The 26,501-nt window shown below is 64.8% G+C and carries 20 protein-coding genes; 15 read left to right on the top strand and 5 right to left on the bottom strand.

The window, feature by feature from the left end; all coding sequences use genetic code 11:
* Window positions 1-42: 42 nt before the first annotated feature.
* Window positions 43-1,590 carry an acid phosphatase gene (locus EJ067_RS02185; RefSeq protein ID WP_245468137.1) on the top strand — a complete coding sequence of 516 codons (1,548 nt, stop codon included), beginning with the start codon at window positions 43-45 and terminating at the stop codon, window positions 1,588-1,590.
* Between the two features lie 8 nt (window positions 1,591-1,598).
* Complete coding sequence (locus EJ067_RS02180; RefSeq protein ID WP_245468136.1) at window positions 1,599-1,823, top strand: hypothetical protein; 225 nt, start codon at window positions 1,599-1,601, stop codon at window positions 1,821-1,823.
* A gap of 73 nt (window positions 1,824-1,896) precedes the next feature.
* Here EJ067_RS02180 and EJ067_RS35030 read toward each other — a convergent pair whose 3' ends face one another.
* Window positions 1,897-3,162 (bottom strand): inorganic triphosphatase, encoded by a 1,266-nt coding sequence (locus EJ067_RS35030; RefSeq protein ID WP_281058955.1) that lies wholly within the window; start codon window positions 3,160-3,162, stop codon window positions 1,897-1,899.
* 4 nt (window positions 3,163-3,166) lie between these two features.
* Window positions 3,167-3,346: a CYTH domain-containing protein gene (locus EJ067_RS35620; protein WP_281058954.1), complete on the bottom strand. Its 180-nt coding sequence runs from the start codon at window positions 3,344-3,346 to the stop codon at window positions 3,167-3,169.
* Window positions 3,347-3,531: 185 nt separating this feature from the next.
* Between EJ067_RS35620 and EJ067_RS02170 the strand changes: the two genes are divergently transcribed.
* Together EJ067_RS02170 and EJ067_RS02165 are read left to right on the top strand one after the other, a co-directional pair.
* Window positions 3,532-3,711: a hypothetical protein gene (locus tag EJ067_RS02170; protein ID WP_126084464.1), complete on the top strand. Its 180-nt coding sequence runs from the start codon at window positions 3,532-3,534 to the stop codon at window positions 3,709-3,711.
* Between the two features lie 201 nt (window positions 3,712-3,912).
* Window positions 3,913-4,146 (top strand): hypothetical protein, encoded by a 234-nt coding sequence (locus EJ067_RS02165; RefSeq protein WP_126084463.1) that lies wholly within the window; start codon window positions 3,913-3,915, stop codon window positions 4,144-4,146.
* A gap of 192 nt (window positions 4,147-4,338) precedes the next feature.
* Here EJ067_RS02165 and EJ067_RS02160 read toward each other — a convergent pair whose 3' ends face one another.
* Window positions 4,339-4,800: a phasin gene (locus tag EJ067_RS02160; RefSeq protein ID WP_126084462.1), complete on the bottom strand. Its 462-nt coding sequence runs from the start codon at window positions 4,798-4,800 to the stop codon at window positions 4,339-4,341.
* 322 nt (window positions 4,801-5,122) lie between these two features.
* Here EJ067_RS02160 and EJ067_RS02155 point away from each other — a divergent pair, with 322 nt between their 5' ends.
* The 3 genes from EJ067_RS02155 to EJ067_RS02145 all read left to right on the top strand — a co-directional run bounded on the left by EJ067_RS02155 (window position 5,123) and on the right by EJ067_RS02145 (window position 10,102).
* Entirely contained in the window at window positions 5,123-5,920 is a 798-nt protein-coding gene (locus tag EJ067_RS02155) for a MipA/OmpV family protein (protein WP_126084461.1), read from the top strand.
* Between the two features lie 307 nt (window positions 5,921-6,227).
* Entirely contained in the window at window positions 6,228-9,218 is a 2,991-nt protein-coding gene (gene ileS, locus EJ067_RS02150; RefSeq protein ID WP_126084460.1) for an isoleucine--tRNA ligase, read from the top strand.
* A gap of 206 nt (window positions 9,219-9,424) precedes the next feature.
* On the top strand, window positions 9,425-10,102 hold the full coding sequence (locus EJ067_RS02145) for a hypothetical protein (protein ID WP_126084459.1): 678 nt from the start codon (window positions 9,425-9,427) through the stop codon (window positions 10,100-10,102).
* A 93-nt stretch (window positions 10,103-10,195) separates the two neighbouring features.
* Here the strand turns inward: EJ067_RS02145 and EJ067_RS02140 are convergent, their stop codons facing one another.
* A complete protein-coding gene (locus EJ067_RS02140; RefSeq protein ID WP_126084458.1) occupies window positions 10,196-10,657 on the bottom strand; it encodes a nucleoside deaminase in 462 nt (153 codons plus the stop codon).
* A gap of 182 nt (window positions 10,658-10,839) precedes the next feature.
* Here EJ067_RS02140 and EJ067_RS02135 point away from each other — a divergent pair, with 182 nt between their 5' ends.
* The 8 genes from EJ067_RS02135 to EJ067_RS02100 all read left to right on the top strand — a co-directional run bounded on the left by EJ067_RS02135 (window position 10,840) and on the right by EJ067_RS02100 (window position 25,791).
* Entirely contained in the window at window positions 10,840-12,816 is a 1,977-nt protein-coding gene (locus tag EJ067_RS02135; protein ID WP_126084457.1) for a pseudouridine synthase, read from the top strand.
* Window positions 12,797-13,351: a 16S rRNA (guanine(966)-N(2))-methyltransferase RsmD gene (rsmD, locus tag EJ067_RS02130; RefSeq protein WP_126084456.1), complete on the top strand. Its 555-nt coding sequence runs from the start codon at window positions 12,797-12,799 to the stop codon at window positions 13,349-13,351. Before EJ067_RS02135 ends, rsmD begins: the two co-directional genes overlap by 20 nt.
* Before the next feature lie 124 nt (window positions 13,352-13,475).
* Complete coding sequence (locus EJ067_RS02125) at window positions 13,476-14,831, top strand: pitrilysin family protein (protein ID WP_126084455.1); 1,356 nt, start codon at window positions 13,476-13,478, stop codon at window positions 14,829-14,831.
* An 86-nt stretch (window positions 14,832-14,917) separates the two neighbouring features.
* On the top strand, window positions 14,918-16,357 hold the full coding sequence (locus EJ067_RS02120; RefSeq protein ID WP_126084454.1) for a pitrilysin family protein: 1,440 nt from the start codon (window positions 14,918-14,920) through the stop codon (window positions 16,355-16,357).
* The gene (locus tag EJ067_RS02115) at window positions 16,354-17,208 is read left to right on the top strand and encodes a patatin-like phospholipase family protein (protein WP_126084453.1); all 855 of its coding nucleotides are present in this window, start codon (window positions 16,354-16,356) and stop codon (window positions 17,206-17,208) included. Before EJ067_RS02120 ends, EJ067_RS02115 begins: the two co-directional genes overlap by 4 nt.
* 446 nt (window positions 17,209-17,654) lie before the next feature.
* On the top strand, window positions 17,655-22,709 hold the full coding sequence (locus tag EJ067_RS02110; protein WP_126084452.1) for an immunoglobulin-like domain-containing protein: 5,055 nt from the start codon (window positions 17,655-17,657) through the stop codon (window positions 22,707-22,709).
* Complete coding sequence (locus tag EJ067_RS02105) at window positions 22,700-24,463, top strand: type I secretion system permease/ATPase (protein ID WP_245468135.1); 1,764 nt, start codon at window positions 22,700-22,702, stop codon at window positions 24,461-24,463. Before EJ067_RS02110 ends, EJ067_RS02105 begins: the two co-directional genes overlap by 10 nt.
* Window positions 24,460-25,791, top strand: a complete 1,332-nt coding sequence (locus EJ067_RS02100; protein WP_126084451.1) for an HlyD family type I secretion periplasmic adaptor subunit — start codon at window positions 24,460-24,462, stop codon at window positions 25,789-25,791. The genes EJ067_RS02105 and EJ067_RS02100 overlap by 4 nt, the downstream gene beginning before the upstream one ends.
* Before the next feature lie 63 nt (window positions 25,792-25,854).
* Here the strand turns inward: EJ067_RS02100 and EJ067_RS02095 are convergent, their stop codons facing one another.
* Entirely contained in the window at window positions 25,855-26,394 is a 540-nt protein-coding gene (locus tag EJ067_RS02095; RefSeq protein ID WP_126084450.1) for a dihydrofolate reductase family protein, read from the bottom strand.
* Between the last annotated feature and the right edge of the window lie 107 nt (window positions 26,395-26,501).

The raw sequence follows: 26,501 nt of genomic DNA, 5'->3' as shown, positions 1-26,501 counted from the left end.
GCGAAGCTGGTGTCATCCCATTTGCACCAGGGAGGTATGGCGATGAAGCGATCCTGTGGGCTCGCCCTGTTTTCCTCGACTCTCGCTCTGTGCGCCGCCTCGGCTTGCGCTTTCGCGGCTCAGCCCGGCGATCCGCCGGACGGCATCGCCAAGATCGAAACGGTGGTCGTTATCTTCGCGGAGAACCGCGCCTTCGATAATCTCTATGGTCATTTTCCCGGTGCCGAGGGCATCGACAAGGCGAGCAAGGAAAGCCTTGAGCAGCGTGACCGTGACGGATCGGTGCTGTCCGAGCTGCCGCCGGTCTGGGATGGGCTGACCGCCAAGGGCGTCACGCCGCCGGTGACGCAGGCGATGACCGAGCACCTTCCGAACGAGCCGTTCACCGTCAATGACGAGAAAGGTTTCAACGTTCCGTTGAGCGTCGTCACCCACGATCTCTGGCACCGCTACTACCAGAACCAGATGCAGATCAACGGCGGCAAGAACGACATGTTCGTAGCCTGGGCCGATTCAGGCGCCATGCCGATGAGCAACTGGGACGCATCCAAGACCGACATGTGGGCGGTGGCGCAGAAATACGTGCTGGCCGACCATTTCTTCATGGGCGGCTTCGGCGGCTCGTTTTTCAACCACCAATGGCTGGTCTGCGCCTGCGCGCCTTACTACGCGGAGGCCGACAAGAATCCGGCCAAACCGTCGATTTCGGTGACGGACGACAGTGGCAGGGCGCTGAAGATAGCGGACAATTCACCGAAATCGGTGCGCGACGGCATCCCGAAATTCGTCTCCGACGGCAATCTGACGCCGGATTTCTACGCCGTGAACACGATGCAGCCGCCTTACCAGCCGAGCGGCAACGATCCGGCGCCCGGCGGCGATCCGCGCCTGGCGGATCCGGCCAAGCCGACGACATTGCCGCCGCAGACGGAGCCGACCATCGGCGACATGCTCAGTCTCAAGCATGTCACCTGGGCGTGGTATTCGGGCGCCTGGCAATACACGCTCGACCACGGCAATCACACGCCGACCCCGAATTTCCAGTATCACCACCAGCCGTTCAACTACTACGCCAACTATGCTCCGGGCAGCGAGGCCAGGCGCGAGCATCTGCGCGACGCCGGCTTGAGCGGCGTGAGCTTCATCCAGGCAATCGACGATGGCGCCCTGCCGCAGGTCTCCTTCTACAAGCCGCAGGGCAATCTCAACGAGCATTCCGGCTATGCCGACATCCAGGCCGGCGACCGCCATATAGCCGATGTCGTCGCCCATCTGGAGAAAAGCCCGCAATGGCCGCATATGCTGGTGGTCGTCACCTATGACGAGAACGGCGGCATCTGGGATCATGTCGCTCCGCCCAAGGGCGACCGCTGGGGGCCCGGCACGCGCATCCCTGCGATCATCGTTTCGCCTTTCGCCAAGCACGGCTATGTCGATCACACGCCCTATGACACGACGTCGATCCTGCGCTTCATCACCGAGCGCTTCGAGCTGCCGGTCCTGCGTGGCATCGTGGTGCGTGACAAGGCAGTCGCCGCGCATGGCGAGCCGCCGCTCGGCGATCTTACCGGCGGGCTCGACCTGAATTGAGGGCGCGTATGCGGAAGACGAAGATGGACGTCGACGGGATCGTCGCCCTGGTCACCGCTGCCGGCATCGAGCTCACCGACCGCCGCCGCAGCGCCAAGGGCGACGGCTGGTCCCTCAGCTTCTCCAATGGTGCCATGATGGAGGTGGGTGACGACGGATCGGTCCGTGTTACGGGCAAGGGCGCCAAGGCTGTGGCGAAGCTTCTGGCCCCGCCGACGCCGCGCGGCAGCTGATCCGCGCGAGCTCTTGACCCGGAGGGACGTCTGTCTTCCGATGCCGGGCCTTCGTCGCCCCTCAGCATGCCGCTTAACGCCAGAAGCGCCTGGTATTGACAAAGGCGTCGTGTGCTTCGGCGGCGTCCTTGAGAAGCTGGGACTTGTCCTCGGCGCTGAAAAGATCCTTCGCACCCGCCACGTCCGAAAGCTCCAGCGCTGCCAACATATCGGGCGCGGTGGCGATATCGTTGAGGTTGCCCAGATGATCCTGCAGGTCCTTCATCGCCTTGATGAACCGTCGGTGCCGTTTGGCTTCCGCCTTGCCCTCATAAAGCGGCTCGAAGAACTCCGCCGCGTAGCGCAGTTTCTTTGCGGCGATGCGCACTTTATGTCGGGTCTCGTCATCGGCATCGATGAGATCGTTGCCGCCCTTCGCCACCTTTTTCCAGAATTTGTCAAATACACCCGAGGCCAAATTCCTCGACGACTGCTCGTGCAACTTTTCGTCCGATTGGGTTCGCCAGTCCCCGATGGAAATCCACTCGGTGGCATCGATCATCAAGGAGCGAGCGCGCACCGAGGAGAGCGATGCTTCGACCGCCGCGTAGGCGTCGTCGCGCGCGTCTTGAAAACGGCTCGAAAGAGCCTCGCTCGAAGCGCGACCGATCATCACGTCGATATTGCGTGCCTCGCCAAGCTCCGAGGCGAGCCATTTCAATTCTTCTCGCAAGTGGTCGAAACGGCTGTCGTCGAATAGCGACTTGCAGATCGAGCATAGCGAGCGCAGTCGTCGCAGCGACACGCGAGCCTGGTGCAGGGCGTCGGCATCGCGAGACCAGCCGAGCGCCGTTTCATTGAGCCGAAACTGTTTGAGACAGGCCGCCGCGATGCGCGCGAAAGCTGTTGCCGCGCTCATCTCGGAAGTGAGCGGGGTCGCGGCGGATTTCACAGCACCGGGCGCCGAACCAAGCAGACGATAGCCCCGTTCCGCTTTGCTCAGCACGCCGAGATGCGCCGGCGTGATCAGGTCGACTTTGCGGGCGAGCGCAAACAGCGCTCTCGGTGAACCCGCCTTCTTTTCCAACTCGATCTCGCAGAGCGGAGCTTCGCGATCAGCGGCAACGACCTTGCCAAGATCCAAAGCGACCTCGATCGTGGCGTCGTCATCCGACACATTCCAACGATGCCGTTTGACATGAACTTCAAATAAGGGCGCGAGCTTGGGGGCCTCTCCTGCGAGCACGTCACGAATCTGCGGGTCATCAAGGATCGGTGCATCGCCGGCGACCGGTCGCTCCCATTCCTCGCGGGTGAAGGATCCGGCCGCGGCGCCATCGCCCGCCTTGAGGGTTTGCACCCTTTCATTTCCCGATTGCCGAATGCGAAGCGATAGGCCGCGCTTTGGACAGATCCCATCCGGTAGTATCGAAATAGACGGATCTCTGCGGAAGAATGGTGGGCGGGGATCCGAACGGATTTTTCTTTAGGAGCGACCGCGCACCCGATTGCGAAAGCTCGAGCTTCAGTTCCGTTTCCTGCATGATGTCCTCGGCGCCGCCTCGCTCCACGGAGGGACCCCACCCGCATGGTGCGTCATAAAGCTGTCACAAACAACCGCCCGCGTCGACCAGCTGTGCCCGGACCTCAAGCCCGCACACGACAATGCGCGAGCGGAACCACACTTCTCGGTTCTCGTTCATCCGATGATGCAAGAGAAGGACCCATAATGGCTATCAAAGAAAAAAAGAAGAAGGCGAGCCGCGTTGTGACGGGGCAAGAGCTGGAGGTAGAGCACCTGACGGAAATTGCCGACGTCACGCCGAAACAGGCGCGCGCCTTGTTACGGAAGCATGGTGCCGACTGGACCAAGCTCAAAGACGAAGCCGAAGATTTGAAGAAGGAGTGAACTCTCGGCACGGCTTCGCCATCTTCCGAGCGGCACCGGCCGGCGAGCTGGCTGACGCTATGGCGGCAAAGCGCTTTCGCCCTTGTGAGACAGCTGACCCAGCCTCGGAACGCGCCGGCTGGTTTCCGATTGTAACGTGAATTCAGTTTCACAGAGGCGCTCTGCTAAACTTGCCAGCGGGGCCAGGGACGGAGTTCCCCAATGGATGCAACCGAATTGCAGGCGATCAGCGACACTCTGATGCGGATTGTGACGCCAGATATGACGCCGAAAAAACTACTGAAGGCGGCAAGGAAGGAGCACCCGGACGCGTCAAAGAAAGACATCGCCCGTGCGGCGTTCTTTTCGATTATCGCCAATGCCGACCAGGACCACGGAAAGGTCAAAAACCTACAGGCATTCGCCATCGCAGGCCGAGTGAGCGGTGACGCTTAGTGAGATGAGCCTTGCGCCCAGGGATTGCCGAGCACTCTGCAACCTATTGCGCACGGGCTGAAAAACCTCGAAACCACCGATATCGCTCCGATGCGGTCGGGCGGACAAAAGCCGCCCGACCAAATGCAAGGAAACCGGGGCAACGCGCCCAGGGACCAGGCACGACCCTTCGGTCTGGGATGCCTTAGGCAATCAGGCAGCCTTGCGGTCCTTCAAAGCCTTCTCAAAGACATCCTTGATCGGCTTGGACATGTCCTCGCCAGCTCTCATCATCGCAGCCTGGAGGCTTCTGGCCTGCTCGGCGGATTTTTCGATCTGCTTGCGAAGGAAAGCGGCCTGAAGTTCGATGCACTCGGACAGCGACTTCGCGGCAACCAGTGCCTCAAGGTGCGTGAAGCCGGCTTCGGCATTGTCTCTCAGAGCCGCAATCATCTTCAGGGACACCTCGTTGCCGGTGGTCTTGGCCATTTCAAAGGTCGACTCAAGAGCCTTTTGTGTCGTTTCGGCGTCCGAACTCAATTTGGAAAACGCCTGCTTCGACTGCTCAACGCCCTGGTCGACAACAGCGCGAACTTGCTCGGTAGCCTTGGACGGGTCGAAGATAGGGGATTCGACGGTTTCAATCGTTTCGGTCTTGTCCGGGATCTTGGCCATTCTTCCATCCTTTTTTGCAGGGGCGGTCACAAAACAAAGCCGCCACCTTAATGTACGAAATCGTCGCAACGGATTTATGTAACCGACATGAATTTGCGCGCGACGTCGAAGTCCCAGGCGGAGCCGAACGTCCGTCCGCTGGTGGTGCATTCCCAATGTCTCGAGTTTTGCGATGATGGCGAGAGATTGAATTAGGTGGGACTCAAACTGTCCAACCGCCGTCACCGATGTTACGAATCTTAAGTCAAAATTTACCGCACTGGCGCCATGCCTTCCGCGCTGCCGGGTGTTCCTTCCGGAGAGTTTCGCGTAAGGGGTGACGATGCGTATTGTCGGGACGATTCCGCTGGTTCTCGCCTCTGGCCTGATGGCCGTGTCCGCCGTCCGGGCGGGCGAGGGGAGCTGGATTTCGGGCGACTGGTACCTGACGCTCGGCGCCACCGGCCTGGTCGCGCCGAATTTCGAGGGCGGCAAGAAATATATGCTGAGCGCCCAGCCGATCATCTCGCTCGGCAAGGCCGGTCCCGAGGCGCGCTTCACCTCGCGCAACGACAACATCTCGCTGGCGCTGATCGACGACGGCAGCGTGCGCGCCGGCCTCACCGGCAAGTTCCTGTTCCATCGCACCAGCAAGGACGAGCTCGAGGGCCTCGACCCGGTGCGCTTCGGCGGTGAGGTGGGCGGCTTCTTCGAGTTCTATCCCCTGGACTGGCTGCGCGCCCGTGCCGAGTTACGGCATGGCATCCGCTCCCATAACGGCTTCGTCGCCGACATCGCGGCGGATGCCTTCTACGACGTCACCCCCACGGTCCGCATCTCCGGCGGTCCGCGCGTCTCCTTCGCTTCGTCGGACTATTTCGACGCCTATTACGGTGTCAACGCCACGGAAGCGGCGGCTTCGGGCTTGAGCGAATACCATCCGGGCGGCGGGCTGAAGTCGACCGGCCTCGGCGGCGCGATCACGTGGAAAGTGACCGAGCCGATGACGGCGAGCGTCTTCACCGAATATTCGCGCCTGATGGGGCCGGCGGCCGATTCCAGCCTGGTCAAGGAGCGCGGCGACCGCAACCAGTGGACCGTCGGCGTATCGACCACCTATCGCTTCAATTTCTCGATGTAGGCCAGCAAACCAACGCTTTGCCTTGAAATCCGGGCTTTATTCCTGCCGCGCCATCCGCTAAAAGCCACGCCATGACGAGCTTTTCGCGCCTTTTTTCGATCGCGATACGAATTACGGGCCCGGTGTTCCGGGTGGCCTGAGCGCCGCCGGAGCCGCCGGGACTTTTGCGCGCGGCCCCTCGCGCTTTTTCAGAACATCAACGCACATCGCCCAAAAGTGGGTTCCGGTTTTGGGAAAACGATATGCGTCAAGACAAAGACTTCAACGCCGGGCTGTTCCGCCGCCGGGCAATTGAGATGATAGATCGATGACCGATACCCCTACGACCGATGCGTCCGAGACGATCGACTATTCCCGCACGCTTTATCTGCCGCAGACGGATTTCCCGATGCGTGCCGGTCTCCCCGAGAAGGAGCCCGGCATGGTCAAGCGCTGGCAGGACATGGACCTTTACAGCAAGCTGCGTGAGACATCCGCCGGCCGCGAGAAATTCGTGCTGCATGACGGCCCGCCCTACGCCAACGGCAACATCCATATCGGCCATGCGCTGAACAAGATCCTCAAGGACGTCATCAACCGCTCCTTCCAGATGCGCGGCTACGACGCCAACTACGTGCCGGGCTGGGATTGCCACGGCCTGCCGATCGAATGGAAGATCGAGGAGCAGTATCGCGCCAAGGGCAAGAACAAGGACGAGGTGCCGGTCAACGAATTCCGCAAGGAATGCCGCGACTTTGCCACGCACTGGATCAAGGTGCAGGGCGACGAATTCCAGCGCCTCGGCGTCATCGGCGACTTCCACAATCCCTACACGACCATGGCCTACCACGCCGAGGCGCGCATCGCCGGCGAGCTGTTGAAATTCGCCATGTCGGGCCAGCTTTATCGCGGTTCCAAGCCGGTCATGTGGAGCGTGGTCGAGCGCACAGCGCTTGCCGAGGCCGAGGTCGAATACCAGGACTATGAGAGCGACACGATCTGGGTGAAATTCCCGGTCGCGAGCCTTGCGCGTCCGGTGGACGGCGGCGATGGCGGGCAGCCGGCGGCGTTGTCCGAGGCCTCGCTGGACCTGCTCGAAGCCCATGTCGTCATCTGGACGACGACGCCCTGGACGCTGCCCGGCAACCGCGCCGTCAGCTATTCGCCGCGCGTCGCCTATGGCCTCTATGAGGTGACGGCGGCCGAGAATGCATTCGGCCCGCAGTCCGGCGAGAAGCTGATCTTCGCCGACGCGCTGGCCGAGGACGCCGCGGCCAAGGCCAAGGTCACCTTGAACCGCCTTCACGACGTTTCGGCCGAACAGCTTGCAAGCCTGACACTTTCGCATCCGTTCAGGGGGCTTGCCGGCGGCTATCAGTTCCCCGTGCCGATGATCGCCGGCGAGCATGTCACCGACGATGCCGGCACCGGCTTCGTGCATACCGCGCCGAGCCACGGCCGCGAGGACTTCGACGCCTGGACGGACGCGGTCGCCGAATTGCTCAAGCGCGGCGTCGACACCGCGATCCCGTTCCCGGTCGACGACGCCGGCTTCTTCACCAAGGACGCGCCGGGCTTCGGGCCGGACCGCGAGGACGGGGCCGCGCGCGTCATCGACGACAACGGCAAGAAGGGCAACGCCAACCAGGCGGTCATCGAGGAACTCATCAAGCGCAACGCGCTTTTCGCGCGCGGCCGGCTGAAGCACAGCTATCCGCATTCGTGGCGCTCGAAGAAGCCGATCATTTTCCGCAACACGCCGCAATGGTTCGTCTACATGGACAAGGACCTCAGCGACGGCACGACGCTGCGCAGCCGCGCGCTGAAGGCGATCGACGACACCCGCTTCGTGCCGGCGGCTGGCCAGAACCGCATCCGCGCCATGATCGAGGAGCGCCCCGACTGGGTGCTGTCGCGCCAGCGCGCCTGGGGCGTGCCGATCGCCGTCTTCGCCGACGTCGACGGCAACGTGCTGAAGGACGAGGCGGTCAACCAGCGCATCATGGACGCCTTCAAGAAGGAAGGCGCCGACGCCTGGTTCGCCGAGGGCGCCAAGGAGCGCTTCCTCGGCAACCACGATGCGGCCAAATGGCACCAGGTGATGGACATCCTCGACGTCTGGTTCGATTCCGGCTCGACGCATGTCTTCACGCTTGAAGATCGTCCCGATCTCAAATGGCCGGCCGACGTCTATCTTGAAGGCTCGGACCAGCATCGCGGCTGGTTCCATTCCTCGCTGCTCGAAAGCTGCGGCACCAGGGACAGGGCACCCTATGACACGGTCATCACCCATGGCTTCACCATGGATGAGGAAGGCCGCAAGATGTCGAAGTCGCTCGGCAACACCGTGGTGCCGCAGGACGTCATCAAGCAGTCCGGCGCCGATATCCTGAGGCTCTGGGTGGTGACCACCGACTATTGGGAAGACCAGCGGCTCGGCAAGAACGTGCTGCAGACCAATATCGACGCCTACCGCAAGCTCAGGAACACCATCCGCTGGATGCTGGGCACGCTTGCCCACGACGACGGCGAGGATGTTCCGCTGGAGACGATGCCGGAACTGGAGCGGCTGATGCTGCACCGGCTGTCCGAGCTCGACGAAGTGGTGCGCCAGGGCTACGACGCCTTCGAGTTCAAGCGCATCACCCGCGCGCTGCTCGACTTCATGGTGGTCGAGCTCTCGGCCTTCTACTTCGACATCCGCAAGGACGCGCTCTATTGCGATGGGCCTTCCAGCCTGCGCCGCAAGGCGGCGGTCAAGGTCGTGCGCCACCTCTTCGAATGCCTGGTGAAGTGGCTGTCGCCGATGCTGCCCTTCACCATGGAGGAGGCCTGGCTCGACCGTCACCCGGAGGCTGTCTCGGTGCATCTCGATCAGTTCCCGGCGATCCCCGACAACTGGCGGAACGAGGCGCTGGCCGAGAAATGGCGCAAGGTCCGCCAGGTGCGCCGCGTCGTCACCGGCGCGCTCGAGATCGCGCGTGCCGAGAAGCTGATCGGCTCCTCGCTGGAAGCCGTGCCGGTCGTCACCATCGACGATGCAGCGCTCGAAGCGGCGATCGCCGATGTCGACATGGCCGAGATGGCGATCACCAGCGACCTGGCCATCAGCCACGGCAAGGCGCCGCAGGGCGCTTTCACCCTCGACGACGTCAAGGGCGTGGCGGTCGTGGTCGAGAAGGCCGAGGATCGCGGTCTGGTCAAATGCGCGCGCTCCTGGCGCTACACCGCCGATGTCGGGCAGGACCCGAAATTCCCGGATGTCTCGGCCCGCGACGCGGCCGTGCTGCATGAGCTGAAGGCGCTCGGGCGTTTGTAGGCACCTGTTTATAAGCCGGTGCAGAAATGCCACGCCGGGCGGTGCAAATCCGGCCGTGCGTTGCCCTTAATAAGTGGTTGAGGTAAACACGCGACACTCCGGCAGACAAAATGTCGCCGGATTTCCATCGCAAGTGCGGGGAAGAAGGGGACCGCGCCCCTGTGGCCGGTGGCGACCGAAAGGCTGTTAGAGTGGGACGTTTTGGCATGACCGGAAGAATGTTCGCGCGCGCCGCGCTGCTGGCGTCGCTTGTGGCATCGGCCTTTGCCATGGCGGGCTGCGTCGGCTCTCCGACCTATGGAACGGACAAGACCGCCGCCGAACAGCTCGCCGATGACGTTTCCGGCGCAATCGCCATCACGCCGAAGCATCGCGACCCGATCGACTACAAGCCGCGTCCAGATCTGGTGAAGCCGGCTGCCGGCCAGAAGGAAAACCTGCCGCCGCCGCAGGAAAGCATCCAGACGGCGAGCGCCGACTGGCCCGAATCGCCGGAAGCGCGCCGCGCCCGCATCCGCGCCGACGCGACCGCGCACCAGAACGATCCGAACTACCAGCCGGAAGCCGTCGAGGACGTGCAGACCGATCCTGTGGCGGTGAAGAAGGCGATGGCCGATTCGGCCTCGAGCCACCCGCCGCGCTGGTCGCCGGACGATTCCAGCGCTACCCGTACCGCCGAAATCCAGCGCCGCCTCGCCGAGCAGAAGCAGGGCGATCCCAATGTCCGCAAATATCTGAGCGAGCCGCCGCTTGCCTATCGTCAGGCCGCCGGCACCGCGCCGCAGAACGAGCTCGGCGAGGACGAGTACAAGAAGGAGCGCCGGCTCAAGGCGCAGGCGGAAGGCAAGAAGGGCGGCGGCTGGTTCGACTGGCTGGGGCTGTGAGTGGTTAAATAGTGAATGGTGAGTAGTGAATAGATCTCTGTTACTCACTACTCACAATCTGCTTCACTGCTACTCACTACCTGCTTCAACCATTCACCATTCACCGCCATTCCGTCTCTCGCGGAAAAAATCCTTGAGGATGAGAGCGGCTTCGCTTTCGCCCAACCCCGAATAGACGTCCGGCGCGTGGTGGCAGGTAGGCAAGGCGAAGAAGCGCGCGCCGTTGACCACCGCGCCGCCCTTCTCGTCGGCGGCGCCGAAATAAAGCCGCCGCAGCCTCGCAAAGGAGATGGCGCCGGCGCACATGGCGCAGGGCTCCAACGTCACATAGAGGTCGTGACCGGTAAGCCGCTCGCTGGCGAGTTTCTGGCAGGCCTCTCGGATCGCCAGCATCTCGGCATGGGCGGTCGGGTCGGCGAGTTCGCGCGTGCGGTTGCCGGCCTTCGCCACCACAACGTTGCCGTTGGCGATCACCGCGCCGACCGGCACTTCGCCGCGGCTTGCGGCCGCCTCGGCCTCCTTGAGCGCCAAAGCCATGAAATCCGGCCGCTTCACGCGCTTTCCATTCCGATTACTCCTCGCCACCCGACGGTGATCCTGTTATCTAGCGCGTGACCCTGAAAACCGGAATCGGTTTTTGCCGCGCTGCTGCATGCGCAAAATCAAGATGACACTGCCTGCGTTGCGCGTCCCGACGGGCGCGTGCGCTGTAGCAGCCCAAGACGAGCAAGATCCATATGGACGACGACAAGAAGCCACCACGACAAAAGGGACCGCGCAAAGGCGGGCCGGCGCCGCGCGGCGACAAGCCGCTCCGCAAGGGGCCGCGCTCCGAAGGCAAGCCCTTCGAGAAACGCGACGGCGCGCGCAAGCCCTACGCGCAGCGCAGCGACAGGCCGATGGCCGCCGAAGCCGACAAGCCGCAGTTCAAGCGGACCTACAAGCCGCGCGAGGCGGGCGAGGGCGCCGAGCGCGGCGAAAGGCCGTTCCGCAAAGGACCGCGCCCCGAGGGCAAGCCCTTCGAGAAGCGCGACGGCGCGCGCAAACCTTATACGCCGCGTGGCGACCGGCCGATGGCCGCTGAGGGCGAGCGTCGGGATTTCAAGCGCAGCTACAAGCCGCGCGAGGCGGGCGAGGGCGCCGAGCGCGGCGAAAGGCCGTTCCGCAAGGGACCGCGCCCCGAAGGCAAGCCCTTCGAGAAGCGCGACGGCGCGCGCAAACCTTATGCGCCGCGTGGCGACCGGCCGATGACCGCTGAGGGCGAGCGCGCCGAACGGCGCTTCGACCGTCCCAAGCGCGACGTCGCCGACCGCCCCAAACGCGACTTCGCGGAGCGGCCAAAGCGCGATTTCAGCGATCGTCCGCAGCGCGAGGCCGCGCCCGGGCAGGGCGGCTTCAAGCCGCGCCCGCGGCCGTCGGAAGCAGCCCCGGAGGCTGGCGAGCGCATCGCCAAGCGGCTGGCGCGCGCCGGCATTGCCTCGCGCCGCGACGCCGAGGAACTGATCGCTGCCGGCCGCGTCAAGGTCAACGGCAAGGTGCTGTCGTCGCCGGCCTTCAACGTCATGCCGGACGATGTCATCCATCTCGACGGCACGGAGATCCCGCCGATCGAGCGCACGCGGCTGTTCCTCTTCCACAAGCCGGCGGGCGTGGTTACCACCAACCGCGACCCCGAAGGCCGCAAGACCGTGTTCGACGTGCTGCCTGCCGATCTGCCGCGGCTGATGACTATCGGCCGCCTCGACATCAACACCGAAGGGTTGCTGCTTCTCACCAATGACGGCGGGCTGTCGCGCGTGCTCGAACTGCCCGCCACCGGCTGGCTGCGGCGCTACCGCGTCCGCGTCCACGGCAAGGTCGAGGAGAGCGCCCTTGCCGGCCTGCGTGAAGGCATCGCCGTCGACGGCGTCTTCTATGGTTCGATCGAGGCCTCGCTCGACCGCGAGCAGGGCACCAATGCCTGGCTGACGATCGGCCTGCGCGAAGGCAAGAACCGCGAAGTGAAGAACATTCTTGGCGCGCTTGGGCTCGACGTGACGCGGCTGATCCGCATCTCTTACGGGCCGTTCCAGCTCAACGATCTGCCGGAAGGCCATGTGCTGGAGATCAAGGGCCGCATGCTGCGCGAGCAGCTCGGCGAGCGGCTGATCGAGGAAGCCGGCGCCAATTTCGACGCCGAGATCACGAAACCCTTCTCCAACAAGCCTGTGCGGCGCAGCGAGCCGAGCCGTGACGAGGCTGAGCGGCCGAAATTCACGCGCGAGGGCGATCGCCGGCCGATCGGCGAAGGCGGACTGATCAAGGCCCGCAAGCGCCGCGAAGGCAGCCGCGACGAGGCGCTGGGCAAGCTTTCAACGAAGCCGGAAAGAGCCTTCGGCGAGCGCGGCCCCAAGTCCGGCTTCGGCAAACCCGAACGCGGAGGTTTCGGCGGCAAGCCGGGCGGCAGCAAGCGCGAGCCTCGGCCGATCGAGCCGCCGGGCCAGCGCAAGGCCAACGTCTGGATGGCGCCGGGCGCGCGCCCCATCGGCAAGGGCAGGGCGGAAGCCGATGCCGCCAAGGCCGCGGAGGCGAAGGCGCGCAAGGCATCGTTCAAGCCCGGCGGCAAGGGCAAGCCGTTCGGCAAACCAGGAGGCGATCGACCCGAGGCAGGCGGCGGCGACAAGCCGCGCGGTCCGAAGGGTCCGAGGGGTGGCAATGCGGATCGTCGGCGGTGAGCTTCGCGGGCGTCCGCTGACGACGCCCCGTTCGAACGCCATCCGGCCGACCACCGATCGCACCCGCGAGGCGGTGTTCAACGTGCTGGCGCATCGCTACGCCGAAAAGCTCGAGGGCGGCCGCGTGCTTGATCTCTTCGCCGGCACCGGCGCGCTCGGGCTGGAAGCGCTGTCGCGCGGCGCTTGTTACTGTGTCTTCATCGAGGAATCGGCGGAAGGCCGCGGCCTGATCCGCGACAATGTCGAGGCCTTCGGGCTTACCGGCCGGACAAAAATCTTCCGCCGCGACGCGACCCATTTGGGCGAAGCCGGTACGCTTTCGCCCTTCGGCCTGATCTTCGCCGACCCGCCCTATGGCAAGGGCCTCGGCGAGCGCGCGCTGCGCTCGGCAAAGGCCGGCGGCTGGCTTTCGCCCGGCGCGCTCTGCGTGGTCGAGGAGGCAGCCTCGGCGTCGTTCGACCCGGGCTTGGGATTCGATGTAGTGGATGAGCGCAACTACGGCGAGACGGTCATTCGGTTCATCGAGGTGGGGTGAGGGCAGGCTGCCCCTTCTCCCGCAAGAGGAGAAGATGGTGCAACGCCTCGAAAATGACGAACAATTCACTTTGCCTTGCCAGTGAAGCTTTTTTATCGTCGCGCGACCGAGACCGGAGCATTCGATGACATTGGGAACCAGAGGGCTGCGCGCAGCATTCCTTGCCGGCACGCTGGCGCTCGCAGCGCCGGCGCGAGCCACCGACGAAGCCGAGGTCAAGGACTTCCTCCTCGACAACGGCATGGAGGTGGTCGTCATTCCGGACCATCGCGCCCCGATCGTCACGCATATGGTCTGGTACAAGATCGGCAGCGCCGACGAGCCGCCCGGCAAATCCGGCATCGCGCATTTCTTCGAGCATCTGATGTTCAAGGCGACCGCCAACCACGCCGCCGGCGAGTTCGACCGCGCCGTGGCCGACATCGGCGGCTCGAACAACGCCTTCACATCCTACGATTACACCGCCTTCCATGAAACGGTGCCTCCTTCGGCACTCGAGCAGATGATGGGGTTCGAGGCCGACCGTATGCGCAACCTCGTCCTCACCGACGACGTCATCAAGACCGAGCGCGACGTGATCCTGGAGGAGCGCCGCTCACGCATCGACAGCAATCCGCAGGCGGTGCTCGACGAGGAGGTGGACGCGACGCTCTGGCAGAACCAGCCCTACCGCATTCCGGTGATCGGCTGGATGCAGGAGATGGAGCAGCTGAACCGCGAGGACGCCAAGGTTTTTTACGACACCTTCTACCGGCCGAACAACGCCGTGGTGATCGTCGCCGGCGATGTCGATCCGGACGCGGTGAAGGCGATGGCCGAAAGGACTTACGGAAAGGTCGCGCGCGGGCCGGATCTGCGGCCGCGTATCCGCCCGGTCGAGCCGGAGCAGAACACGCGGCGCACGGTGACGCTCACCGACGCGCGCGTCTCGGTGCCGAGCTTTTCCAAGCAATGGGTGGTGCCGTCCTATCATACCGCCAAGCCCGGCGAGGCCGAGGCGCTCGATCTTCTGGCCGCGATCCTGGGCGGCGACAATCGCAGCCGGCTATATCAGCAGCTGGTGGTCAAGCAGGGCATCGCCTCCGAGGCCGGCGCGTTCTTCCAGGGCACCATGCTCGACGCCACCAACTTCAGCGTCTACGGCTCTCCGCGCGGCGACGCCAAGCTTGCCGACGTCGAAGCTGCCGTCGACGCCGAGATCGCGCGCATCGTCAAGGACGGGGTGACCGATGACGAACTGGAGCGGGCCAAGGCGCGCTACGTCCGCTCGATGATCTTTGCCCGCGACAAGCAGGACGACATGGCCAATATGTACGGCTCGACGCTCGCCACCGGCGGCAATGTGAAGGATGTTGAGGAATGGCCGGACCGCATCCGCAAGGTGACAGCCGCAGAGATCAAGGCGGCGGCCGCCCGCTACCTGATGCTAGACCGTTCGACGACCGGCTACCTCCTGCCGCAGCAACAGGCGGGGAACTGATGATGAGCGTGGTTTTTGACCGGATGAGCCGCACGTTCTTCCCTTCTCCCCTTGTGGGAGAAGGTGACTTCGCAAAGCGAGGTCGGATGAGGGGTGCTCCAGCTTGGCAAGAACGGCGATCCGTCCAACACCCCTCAACCGTCTCGGCGCTGCGCGCCGATCCACCTTCTCCCACAAGCGGAGAAGGCACGGTCTACCGCATCTTCGCCACCTTCTGCTTTGCCCTCTTCTTCCTGCTCTTGCCGGCGCTGGCCGCCCACGCGGAGATGAATATCCAGGAGGTGAAGTCGAAGAAGGGCATCACCGCCTGGCTGGTGGAAGACCATTCGATCCCGCTGGTTGCCATCCGTTTCGTCTTCGATGGCGGCACCGCGCAGGACCCCGCCGGCAAGGAAGGCCTCGACAATTTGATGACCGGCCTGTTCGACGAAGGCGCCGGCGACCTCGACAGCGAGGCCTTCCAGCTGAAGCTCGACGATGCTGGCGCGGAGATGAGTTTTCAGGCGGGGCGCGACGGCACCTATGGCTCGATGCGCATGCTGTCCGAAGAGAAGGATGAGGCTTTTGGCCTGCTGAAGCTGGCGGTGAACAGCCCGCGCTTCGATAAGGCGCCGGTCGACCGCGTCCGCGCCCAGATACTCTCCGGCATCCTCGCCAATGAGCGCGATCCCGACACGATCGCCCAGCAGCGCTGGCTGCGCGCGATCTATGGCGAGCATCCCTATGCGCGGCCGGACCAGGGCACCAAGCAGAGCCTCGCCACCATCACCGCCGATGACCTCAGGGCTTTCCACAAAGCGAATTTCGCCCGCGACGGCCTGCATGTGGCGGTGGTGGGCGATATCGACGCCGCCACGCTGGGCGGCAGGCTGGACGAGGTGTTCGGCGACCTGCCGGACAAGCAGACGCTGGCCCCGGTCGCCGACGTCGCGCCCAAGCTTGGCCAGCAGCTGGAAGTGAACTACGACCTGCCGCAGACCTCGCTGCAGCTTGCCTGGCCAGGCGTGAAACGGAGCGATCCCGATTTCTACGCGGCGGTGCTGACGAACGAGATCCTTGGCGGCTCGACATTTACGTCGCGGCTTTACGAGGAGGTGCGCGAGAAGCGCGGCCTGGCTTATGGCGTCAGCTCCGACCTCGTCGACCACGAGCATTCCAACGCGCTGCTGGTGACCACAGCGACGCGCTCCGACCGCGCCGCCGAGACGCTCTCGATCGTGCGCCAGGTGGTGAAGGAGATGGCTGAGAAGGGGCCGACCGAGGAGGAGCTTGCCGCAACCAAGAAATACATGATCGGCGCCTACGCGATCAACAACCTGGACTCCTCCGGCTCCATTGCCGCGACGCTGGTCGAGCTGCAGCTCGACCATCTCGGCATCGACTATATCAAGCGCCGCGCCGCGCTGATCGACGCGGTGACGCTTGCAGACGTCAAGGCTGCGGCGAAGAGGTTGCTGTCGGCCGAGCCCGCGGTGATGGTGATCGGACCGCCGTTGGTGCAGGTGGCGGGGAGCGGCAAGGGATGAGCCCGACCTTCGCGGTAGCCTTCGGCGGCGGCGGCGCGCGGGGGCTGGCGCATATCCATGCCATCGAGGCGCTGGACGAACTCGGCATCAGGCCGGTGGCGATCGCCGGCTCTTCGATCGGCGCCATCATGGGCGCCGGTATGGCCGCCGGCATGACGGGCGCCGAAATCCACGCCTACAGCCGCTCGATCCTCGGCAGCCGCGCCGAGGTGGCCGCGCGCATGTGGCGCTCGCGGCCGGGCACGATCGCCGAGGCCATGCAGGGCGGCATCCGCGTCGGCCAGTTCAATGTCGAGCGCATCCTGAAGGCCTTCCTGCCCGACGCCATTCCCGCCACCTTCGAAGAGCTGAAGATCCCGCTGAAAGTCACCGCGACCGACTATTTTGGCCACAAGCTCGCGGTCTTCGCCGAAGGCGATCTGCAATCGGCGCTGGCGGCCTCGGCCGCCATTCCGGCAGTGTTCCGCCCGGTGACGCGAGACGGCCGGGTGCTGATCGACGGCGGCATCTACAACCCGGTGCCCTTCGATCTCGTCGAGAAGGATGCCGACATCATCATCGCCATCGACGTGGTCGGCGCGCCGAGCGATGTCGAGCGCAAGCATCCGACCACGGTCGACCTGATGTATGGCGCCACGCAGCTGATGATGCAGTCGATCATCGCCAACAAGTTGAGGCAGCACCCGCCTGACATCCTCATCCGCCCTGCCGTCTCGAAATACCGCGTGCTCGATTTCTTGCGGATCGAGACGCTGCTGGCCGACACCGTCGAGATCAAGAACGAGCTGAAGCGCGCCGTTGAGAAGGCGGTCGCGGAGCATGGCGGCAAGCGCGGCAAGAAGGCGGTGTGAGGGGTTAGGTCGGGTCGATTCGCCACCCAGCGCGGGCGCCCCTGATTCGCGGTTGCATTCCAATCAGCGAAGTTTATCCACAAAAGCGTACAAGTACGCGCTTTGTCATTAACTCTTCTCCGAATTGGCTGTTGACGCTTCGGGGGTAGAGTTAATAATATCCTAATATAAAGGGGTAGCGTGAACATCTCCCGACCGGCAACAACGAGTCAGGCGCTACTGGGGTAGGGGAAACGCAGCGCGGCATCAATCGCCGTCGCAGCCATCACCATTGAGCAGCCGCTGGTCTGTGAACCGCCATGATGGGCAGGTCGTTCACTGCCGGGCCGTCGGGTTGCGCCTGGTTGCATGGCATTCTGATCATTTCTTCTCCCCGAAGACTGGGCGCCGATTCTTTCGGCATGGGTAGTTAGCCGTCTCGCACGGCCAACGGACGGAGATTGTTCATGTCTATCGGCGATATCAAAGTGTTCACCATCAGCCAGAACGGCTTCGTGCTGTCGGTCCAGGCCGTCGATCTGGGCGGTGGTCAGACGGAGTTCATCATTACTTCGGTTCAGGGCACGGGAGACCTGAACGCGATTTGGTGGTCCGATGGCGATTCCACCGTCGATGGCAATATCACCCTTACGAAGTCGGACAGTTCGCTCAACATGAACGGCACCGGAATCGTGTGGGATGGCTATGACTACCTTTCCAGCGCGGGCCTCGGAAAGCTCGGGGAGGGCAAGTCCACTTTCATCAGCCAAGGCGAGACGCTGACCTATACGGCCAGCGTGAATTTGACCGACATCAGCACCCTTGGCATCCGCGCGACGAGCGTGAACGGCGGCGACAGCATCAAGGGCGTCGACACCAGCGCGGACCACGCCTACACGCTGCCCACCGTCGCGATCGGCGACACTTCCGTCACGGAAGGCGGCAATGCCCAGTTCACCGTCAGCCTGAGCAATACCTATGCTTATGACATCAAGGTCTACTATGGCACCGGCAACGGCACGGCGACGAGCGGTTCCGACTACACCGCGACCAGCGGCTATGTGATCATTCCGGCCGGCCAGACCACGGCCACGGTGACCGTGCAGACGATCGATGACTACTACAAGGAGGCAAACGAGACTTTCAACGTCACGCTCAGCGGAGCGACGACAAATGTTCTCGGGTCCAACATCAACGTAGGCATCGCCGACGGTAACGGTGTCGGCACAATCGTCGACGACAAGGACACCACCACCGTCACGCTCAGCGCTCCGGCGGCCGTGGACGAGGGCGGGTCGATCACGGTCATGGCCAGCGTCGACCACGCGCCGCACGGCGACCTCACCATCACGCTGTCGAACGGTGCCACCATCACCATCCTCGACGGCCAGACCCAGGGCCAGGTGACGTTCGCCGCGCCGGGTGATGACCCCTACAATGACGCCAGCACGCTGAACCTCGGCATCAGCAACACGAGCGGCGGCAACTACGAGCAGCTCGACACCAGCGACACCGCGACAGTGGCGGTCCACGACACCACGACCGACGCGACGGTCGACCTCAGCGCCTCGACGGTCGCCGAGGGCGCGGTCGCCGACTACGTGTTCACGGCGACGCTGAGCAATGCCTCGCAGGGCGTCACCACGGTCCACACCGACCACGGCGACATCACCATTGCCGACGGCCAGACCACCGGCACGCTGACGATCGCGTCGGGCAACGGCGAGGACGTCTACAACGACGGCTCCAGCCTGACGGCCACCATCACCGGCACCGCGGGCGGCAACTTCGAGCACCTGGTGGTCGGCACCGGCACGGCGACGGCCCACGTCACCGACACCACGACCGACGCGACGGTCGATCTCAGCGCCTCGACGGTCGCCGAGGGCGCGGTCGCCGACTACGTGTTCACGGCGACGCTGAGCAATGCCTCGCAGGGCGTCACCACGGTCCACACCGACCACGGCGACATCACCATTGCCGACGGCCAGACCACCGGCACGCTGACGATCGCGTCGGGCAACGGCGAGGACGTCTACAACGACGGCTCCAGCCTGACGGCCACCATCACCGGCACCGCGGGCGGCAACTTCGAGCACCTGGTGGTCGGCACCGGCACGGCGACGGCCCACGTCACCGACACCACGACCGACGCGACGGTCGACCTCAGCGCCTCGACGGTCGCCGAGGGCGCGGTCGCCGACTACGTGTTCACGGCGACGCTGAGCAATGCCTCGCAGGGCGTCACCACGGTCCACACCGACCACGGCGACATCACCATTGCCGACGGCCAGACCACCGGCACGCTGACGATCGCGTCGGGCAACGGCGAGGACGTCTACAACGACGGCTCCAGCCTGACGGCCACCATCACCGGCACCGCGGGCGGCAACTTCGAGCACCTGGTGGTCGGCACCGGCACGGCGACGGCCCACGTCACCGACACCACGACCGACGCGACGGTCGACCTCAGCGCCTCGACGGTCGCCGAGGGCGCGGTCGCCGACTACGTGTTCACGGCGACGCTGAGCAATGCCTCGCAGGGCGTCACCACGGTCCACACCGACCACGGCGACATCACCATTGCCGACGGCCAGACCACCGGCACGCTGACGATCGCGTCGGGCAACGGCGAGGACGTCTACAACGACGGCTCCAGCCTGACGGCCACCATCACCGGCACCGCGGGCGGCAACTTCGAGCACCTGGTGGTCGGCACCGGCACGGCGACGGCCCACGTCACCGACACCACGACCGACGCGACGGTCGACCTCAGCGCCTCGACGGTCGCCGAGGGCGCGGTCGCCGACTACGTGTTCACGGCGACGCTGAGCAATGCCTCGCAGGGCGTCACCACGGTCCACACCGACCACGGCGACATCACCATTGCCGACGGCCAGACCACCGGCACGCTGACGATCGCGTCGGGCAACGGCGAGGACGTCTACAACGACGGCTCCAGCCTGACGGCCACCATCACCGGCACCGCGGGCGGCAACTTCGAGCACCTGGTGGTCGGCACCGGCACGGCGACGGCCCACGTCACCGACACCACGACCGACGCGACGGTCGACCTCAGCGCCTCGACGGTCGCCGAGGGCGCGGTCGCCGACTACGTGTTCACGGCGACGCTGAGCAATGCCTCGCAGGGCGTCACCACGGTCCACACCGACCACGGCGACATCACCATTGCCGACGGCCAGACCACCGGCACGCTGACGATCGCGTCGGGCAACGGCGAGGACGTCTACAACGACGGCTCCAGCCTGACGGCCACCATCACCGGCACCGCGGGCGGCAACTTCGAGCACCTGGTGGTCGGCACCGGCACGGCGACGGCCCACGTCACCGACACCACGACCGACGCGACGGTCGACCTCAGCGCCTCGACGGTCGCCGAGGGCGCGGTCGCCGACTACGTGTTCACGGCGACGCTGAGCAATGCCTCGCAGGGCGTCACCACGGTCCACACCGACCACGGCGACATCACCATTGCCGACGGCCAGACCACCGGCACGCTGACGATCGCGTCGGGCAACGGCGAGGACGTCTACAACGACGGCTCCAGCCTGACGGCCACCATCACCGGCACCGCGGGCGGCAACTTCGAGCACCTGGTGGTCGGCACCGGCACGGCGACGGCCCACGTCACCGACACCACGACCGACGCGACGGTCGACCTCAGCGCCTCGACGGTCGCCGAGGGCGCGGTCGCCGACTACGTGTTCACGGCGACGCTGAGCAATGCCTCGCAGGGCGTCACCACGGTCCACACCGACCACGGCGACATCACCATTGCCGACGGCCAGACCACCGGCACGCTGACGATCGCGTCGGGCAACGGCGAGGACGTCTACAACGACGGCTCCAGCCTGACGGCCACCATCACCGGCACCGCGGGCGGCAACTTCGAGCACCTGGTGGTCGGCACCGGCACGGCGACGGCCCACGTCACCGACACCGTCGACACCACCGCCGTCACGCTGGACGACGTCAGCGTCGACGAAGGCGCGGGCACGGCGACGATCACCGCGCATGTCGCCAGTGCCGTCACCGACACGCCTCTGGTGATCAACCTCTACAACGGCGCCAGCGTCACCATCGCGGTCGGCCAGACCAGCGGCGTCTCGACGGCCTTTGCGGTCGCCGACAACAATGTCTATGGCGACGGCACCAGCTATCAGGTCGGCATCAGCGGCACGAGCGGCGGCAACTACGAGAACCTCGACACCAGCGACACCGCGACGGTGACCATCACCGACAACGATTCCCCGCCGAGCTTCTCCATCAACGACGTTACGGTCAGCGAGGCGGACGGAACGATCACCTTCACGGTCACCAAGACGGGCGCGACGGCGCTTCCGGCTACGGTGGATTACCAGGTGGCGCCTGGCACCGCCCTGGCCGGCGGCGACTACGCTGCCGGACCCGACGCGCTGAGCGCCACGCTCAGCTTCGCGGTTGGCGAAACGAGCAAGACCATCACCCTGACGATCGTCGACAACGCGGTGTTCGAACAGACGGAGCAGTTTTACGTCAACCTCAGCAACCCGACCAACGCGACGATTTCCGACACGCAAGGGGTGGGCACGATCACCGACAACGACCTCAGCGACCTTGGCGGGCCGACCGGCATCGATTTCGTGCCGACGCAGAGCGGAAACGCTGCCCTGTTGGGTCATTTCATCGAGCTGGGCGATCCGGATGCCACGGACCAGTTCACGTTCAGCTACTCTGCGACCTCCAACAACGCTCTTCCGGCGACGAACGTCTCTGTCGACTCGGCCGGCAATCTGACGGCGTCTCAATCGAGCGCAGGCATCGGCGACTATACTGTCCACGTGACTGTCACGGATCAGGCTAACAACCAGACCAGCGCGGATTTTCATGTGCTTGTCGGGATCAACGGAAATACCAGCGATACTCTCTCGGGCGGAAGCGGCAGCGACATCGTTGCTGGCTACAACGGTGGCGATACGCTGACCGGCGGCGCCGGACGCGACTATCTGCTCGGGGGCCAGCAAAACGACATCATGAGCGGCGGCGGCGGCGATGATGTGCTGCTGGGCGGCAGCGGAAATGACCAATTCCGGATGATTGCTCCGAGCCAGAACGGCACCGACACCATTCTGGACTTCCTTGTTGGAGGCCACACGATTGGCCTCCAGCAGGGGGCCGATGGCTGGAACGCGGCCACCACCAGTGCGACCGCCGCAGGCATCGCGCTCAGTGCCTCCGATTATCTGAACAAGACCGCCATCGCCAACATCGCGGCCGGCGACACCAACAAGGTGGTGGAAATCCAGACGGCCCAGACCAGTTCGCAGATCATCAACGGCACAGGCGGCGCCGCCAATGCCTACGTCGCCGTTTTCAACAGCGACACTGGCAAGGGCGAAATTTGGTTCGACGCAAATTGGAGCGATACGGGAGGCCGCGTCCACGTGGCCACGCTGGATGACGTGACGACGCTGACGCAGTTGCTTGGGCTCGACAACACCAAGTTCGTCGAGTGGACCTGAACGGAACCCTCTATGCAATCGCGCCGGTGCTTGCGATGACCAACCCGCTGCATATCGCCCTCTCTCGCTGCCGCGGCGGTTTCGCCGCGGTGGCGGGGTTCAGCTTCGTCATCAACCTGCTGGTATTGTCGACCTCGGTCTACATGCTGCAGGTCTATGATCGCGTGCTGCCCGGCCGCAGCGTCGAGACGCTCGTCTACTTGACGCTTATCGCGGCGGCGGCGCTCGCTGCGATGGGCGCGCTCGAATTCTTCCGCTCGCGACTCTTGGTGCAACTCGGTACCTGGATCGACCGCGTGCTGTCGCCGCAGGTGCTGGGCCGTGGGCTCGAGAACGCGTTGCGCGGCTCGCCCTACCGCACCGACGCGCTGCGCGACCTCGCCACGCTGCGCGGCTATCTCGGCGGCGGCGGCATCATGGCGCTTTTCGACGCGCCGTGGATGCCGCTCTACCTCGCTTTCATCTTCCTGCTGCATCCGCTGCTCGGGCTTCTGGCGCTAGGCGGCGCGGTCATCCTCTTTGGTCTCGCGCTCGCCAACAACGCGCTGACCGCCGGCATGCTTAAGCAGGCCAATGCGGTTTCGGCGCGCGCCTACCAGGCGGCGGATGCCGGCTTCCGCAATGCCGAGGTGATCGACGGCATGGGCATGGGCGGCGTGCTCGCCAGGCGCTGGGACGCCGCCAATGCCTCCGTGCTGGCGCTGCAGACGATCGCCAGCGACCGCGCGGGGCTGATCAACGCCTTCACCAAGCCGTTCCGGATGTTCCTGCAGGTCGCCGTGCTGGGGCTCGGCGCCTGGCTGTCGCTCCGCCACGAGGTCTCGCCCGGCGCCATGATCGCGTCCTCGATCATCATGTCGCGCGCGCTCGCCCCGGTCGAGCAGGCCATCGCCACCTGGAAGCAGACGGCCGGCGCGCGCGAGGCGTGGGGCCGGCTCGACCGACTGTTCGAGGCTCCGCCGCTCCGCCCGGCCGGGATGGAACTGCCGAGGCCCCGGGGACAGCTTTCGGTCGAAGCCGTGACCTTTGCGCCGGCCGGAGCCAGGGCGCCGGTTTTGAAGAACGTCACCTTTTCGCTCTCGTCTGGCCAGGTGCTGGCCATTATCGGCCCATCGGCGGCGGGTAAGTCGACGCTCGCTCGGCTGATCGTCGGGATGGCTTCGCCACAGCATGGCCAGGTGCGGCTCGACGGCGCCGACGTTTTTGCCTGGAACCGGGCCGATTTCGGCCGCCATGTGGGCTACCTGCCGCAGGATGTTGAGCTCTTTCCGGGTACCGTCCGCGAGAACATCGCCCGGATGGAAGCAGGCGACCCGACGATGGTCGTCGCCGCGGCAAAGATGGCTGGCGTGCACGAGATGATCCTCAGGCTCGCTAAAGGATACGATACCGAGATCGCCGAGCAGGGCTCGGTGCTCTCCGGCGGGCAGCGCCAGCGCATAGGGCTTGCCCGCGCGCTCTACGGACGTCCGCCATTGGTGGTGCTGGACGAGCCGAACTCCAATCTTGACGCGATCGGGGAGGAAGCGCTGAACCAGGCGATCGCCTCGATGAAGGAGGCAGGCTCGACCGTGGTCATCGTCGCCCACCGGCCGACGCTGATGGCACATGTGGACTGCGTGCTGGTGCTCAACGAAGGCCAGCCGCAGATGTTCGGTCCGCGCGACGGCGTGCTCGCGCAACTGCGCCGTCCCGAGCAGCAGTCCGCCGCGCCGCAGGTGCGGGTCGTGAGCTCCGAAAGGACCGGATCGTGACGGAAGCTGCCCTGCCATTGGAAATGCCGCCTCCGCCGCACGCCTGGCCAGCGATTAGCGCCCATGTGTTCGGCGGTCTGACCGTCATCGGCTTATTGTTCGGCTGCTTCGGCCTCTGGGCGGCGACAGCGCCGCTGACCAGCGCGGCGGTCGCGCCGGGTGTGGTGAAGGTCGACAGCAACCGCAAGACCGTACAGCACCTGGAAGGCGGCATCATCCGGGAAATCCTGGTCCGCGAGGGTGATGCGGTCAAACAGGGCCAGACATTGGTGCGCCTTGACGGGCTCGACGCGGCGTCCGATCGCGATGCCGTGCGCGGCGAGCTCGACTCCGCGCTCGCCAGCGAAGCCCGCCTGACGGCGCAGCGCGACGGCCTGAGCACAATTCCCTTCCCGGCGGACTTGTCGTCCAGGCGAAGCGAGCAGGCTGTCGCCGAGGCCATGGCCGGACAGGAGCGCATCTTCCAGGATCAGGCCAAGGTGCAGGCGTCGGAGGTCGAGGTCTGGCAGCAGCGGATCGCCCAGTACCAGGCGCAAATGTCGGCGCTCGCCGCGAGAGTTGGGGCCTTCGAGATCCAGTTGCCGTCTCTGCGGGAAGAGCTGGCGGACGCCCGTACGCTTCTCAAGAAAGGCTACGGGGTGAAGTCTCGCGTGCTCCAGCTCGAGCGGCAGATCATCGTTGCCCAGGGCGAGGCTGACGCGAACCGGGCGAGTATAGGAAGCCTGCGACAGCAGGTCGCCGAGGCAGACGCACAGATCGATAATGGCCGACTCTCGTATATCAAGAAGGCCGCCGAGGACCTTCGTGATGTTCAGACCAAACGCTCTGAGCTCGAAAAGGTCCTTCTGAAGACTGATGCGCGCGCAGCGCGCCGGGATGTCGTCGCGCCGGAAGACGGGGTGGTGATGAACCTTCGGTACTTCACACAGGGCGGGGTCGTGCCTCCCGGCGGCATCATTCTTGATCTCGTTCCCGATCAGGACAAGATGGTGCTGGACGTCAAGATTCAGCCGTTGGATATCGATGTCGTTCGCCCCGGTCTGCCAGCGACGGTGCGTCTCGTTGCCTACAAGCAGAGGATCACGCCCACGCTGGAAGGCGCCCTTACCCGTGTCTCGGCCGACGCGGAGGTCGACGAGCGCAGCGGAGCGACGTTTTTCAGAGCCACCGTCGAAGTGGACGCCGATGAGGTCAAGAAGCTTCCGCGCGTGAAGCTGTATCCGGGGATGCCCGTCGATGTGTCCATCGTGACGGGGCGACGCACCATGCTCGAATATCTCTTCCAGCCTTTTGCCGACAGCTTTGCTCACGCCTTCAGGGAGGAGTGAGACTGAGCCGAATGCAGACGTGACACGTCCGTCAGCATCGTCGTTGCCTGGACGGTGGCGTCCTCACGGTTTCGCCACTGTTGCATACTCCAGCGCCACCACGCCGTTGCTGAACGGCACGGCCGAGACCAGCTCCAGCGCAAGCGGCTTGTCGGACGGGAACAGCGGCTTGCCCTGGCCGACAGCGCCGGGATAGGCAAGCAGCCTCAGGCGGTCGACAAGGCCGTGGCCGAGCAACTGCCGGGCGATGCTCAAGCTGCCGTGCACATAGATGTTGCCGCCGCTTTCTTGCTTCAGCCTGGCGACCGCTTCGGGCAGGTGACCTTCGAGCAGCTCGGCCGGCTGCCAGTCGAGCGCCGTCAGCCTCGTCGAGGCGACATATTTAGGCAGCGCGTTGAAGCGCTCGGCGAAGTCTCCCGTTTCCTTTGGCCATGAGCCGGCGAAGATCTCGTAGGTCGTGCGCCCGAGAAGCATTGCGCCGCTGTCGGCAAGCTCGTCCTCCTTGAACGCGTTCATCTCGTCGTTCCAGGTCACGCTCGGCAGCTTCTCGACCTCGGCGATGCCGTCGACGCTGATGAATTCGGTGACGATAAGCTTGCGCATGATGTTCTCCTACCAGAAGCAGGCTGCTACTGCAGTCAAGATCGCGACGACTAGCGTATTCGCGTCGCTCTTTTCCCTCTAGCCCCGCCTTGGTTCCTCATCATATT

This window comes from Mesorhizobium sp. M1D.F.Ca.ET.043.01.1.1, from assembly GCF_003952385.1.
Lineage (GTDB): Bacteria > Pseudomonadota > Alphaproteobacteria > Rhizobiales > Rhizobiaceae > Mesorhizobium.
This window is presented reverse-complemented; position numbering and strand designations above follow the sequence as displayed.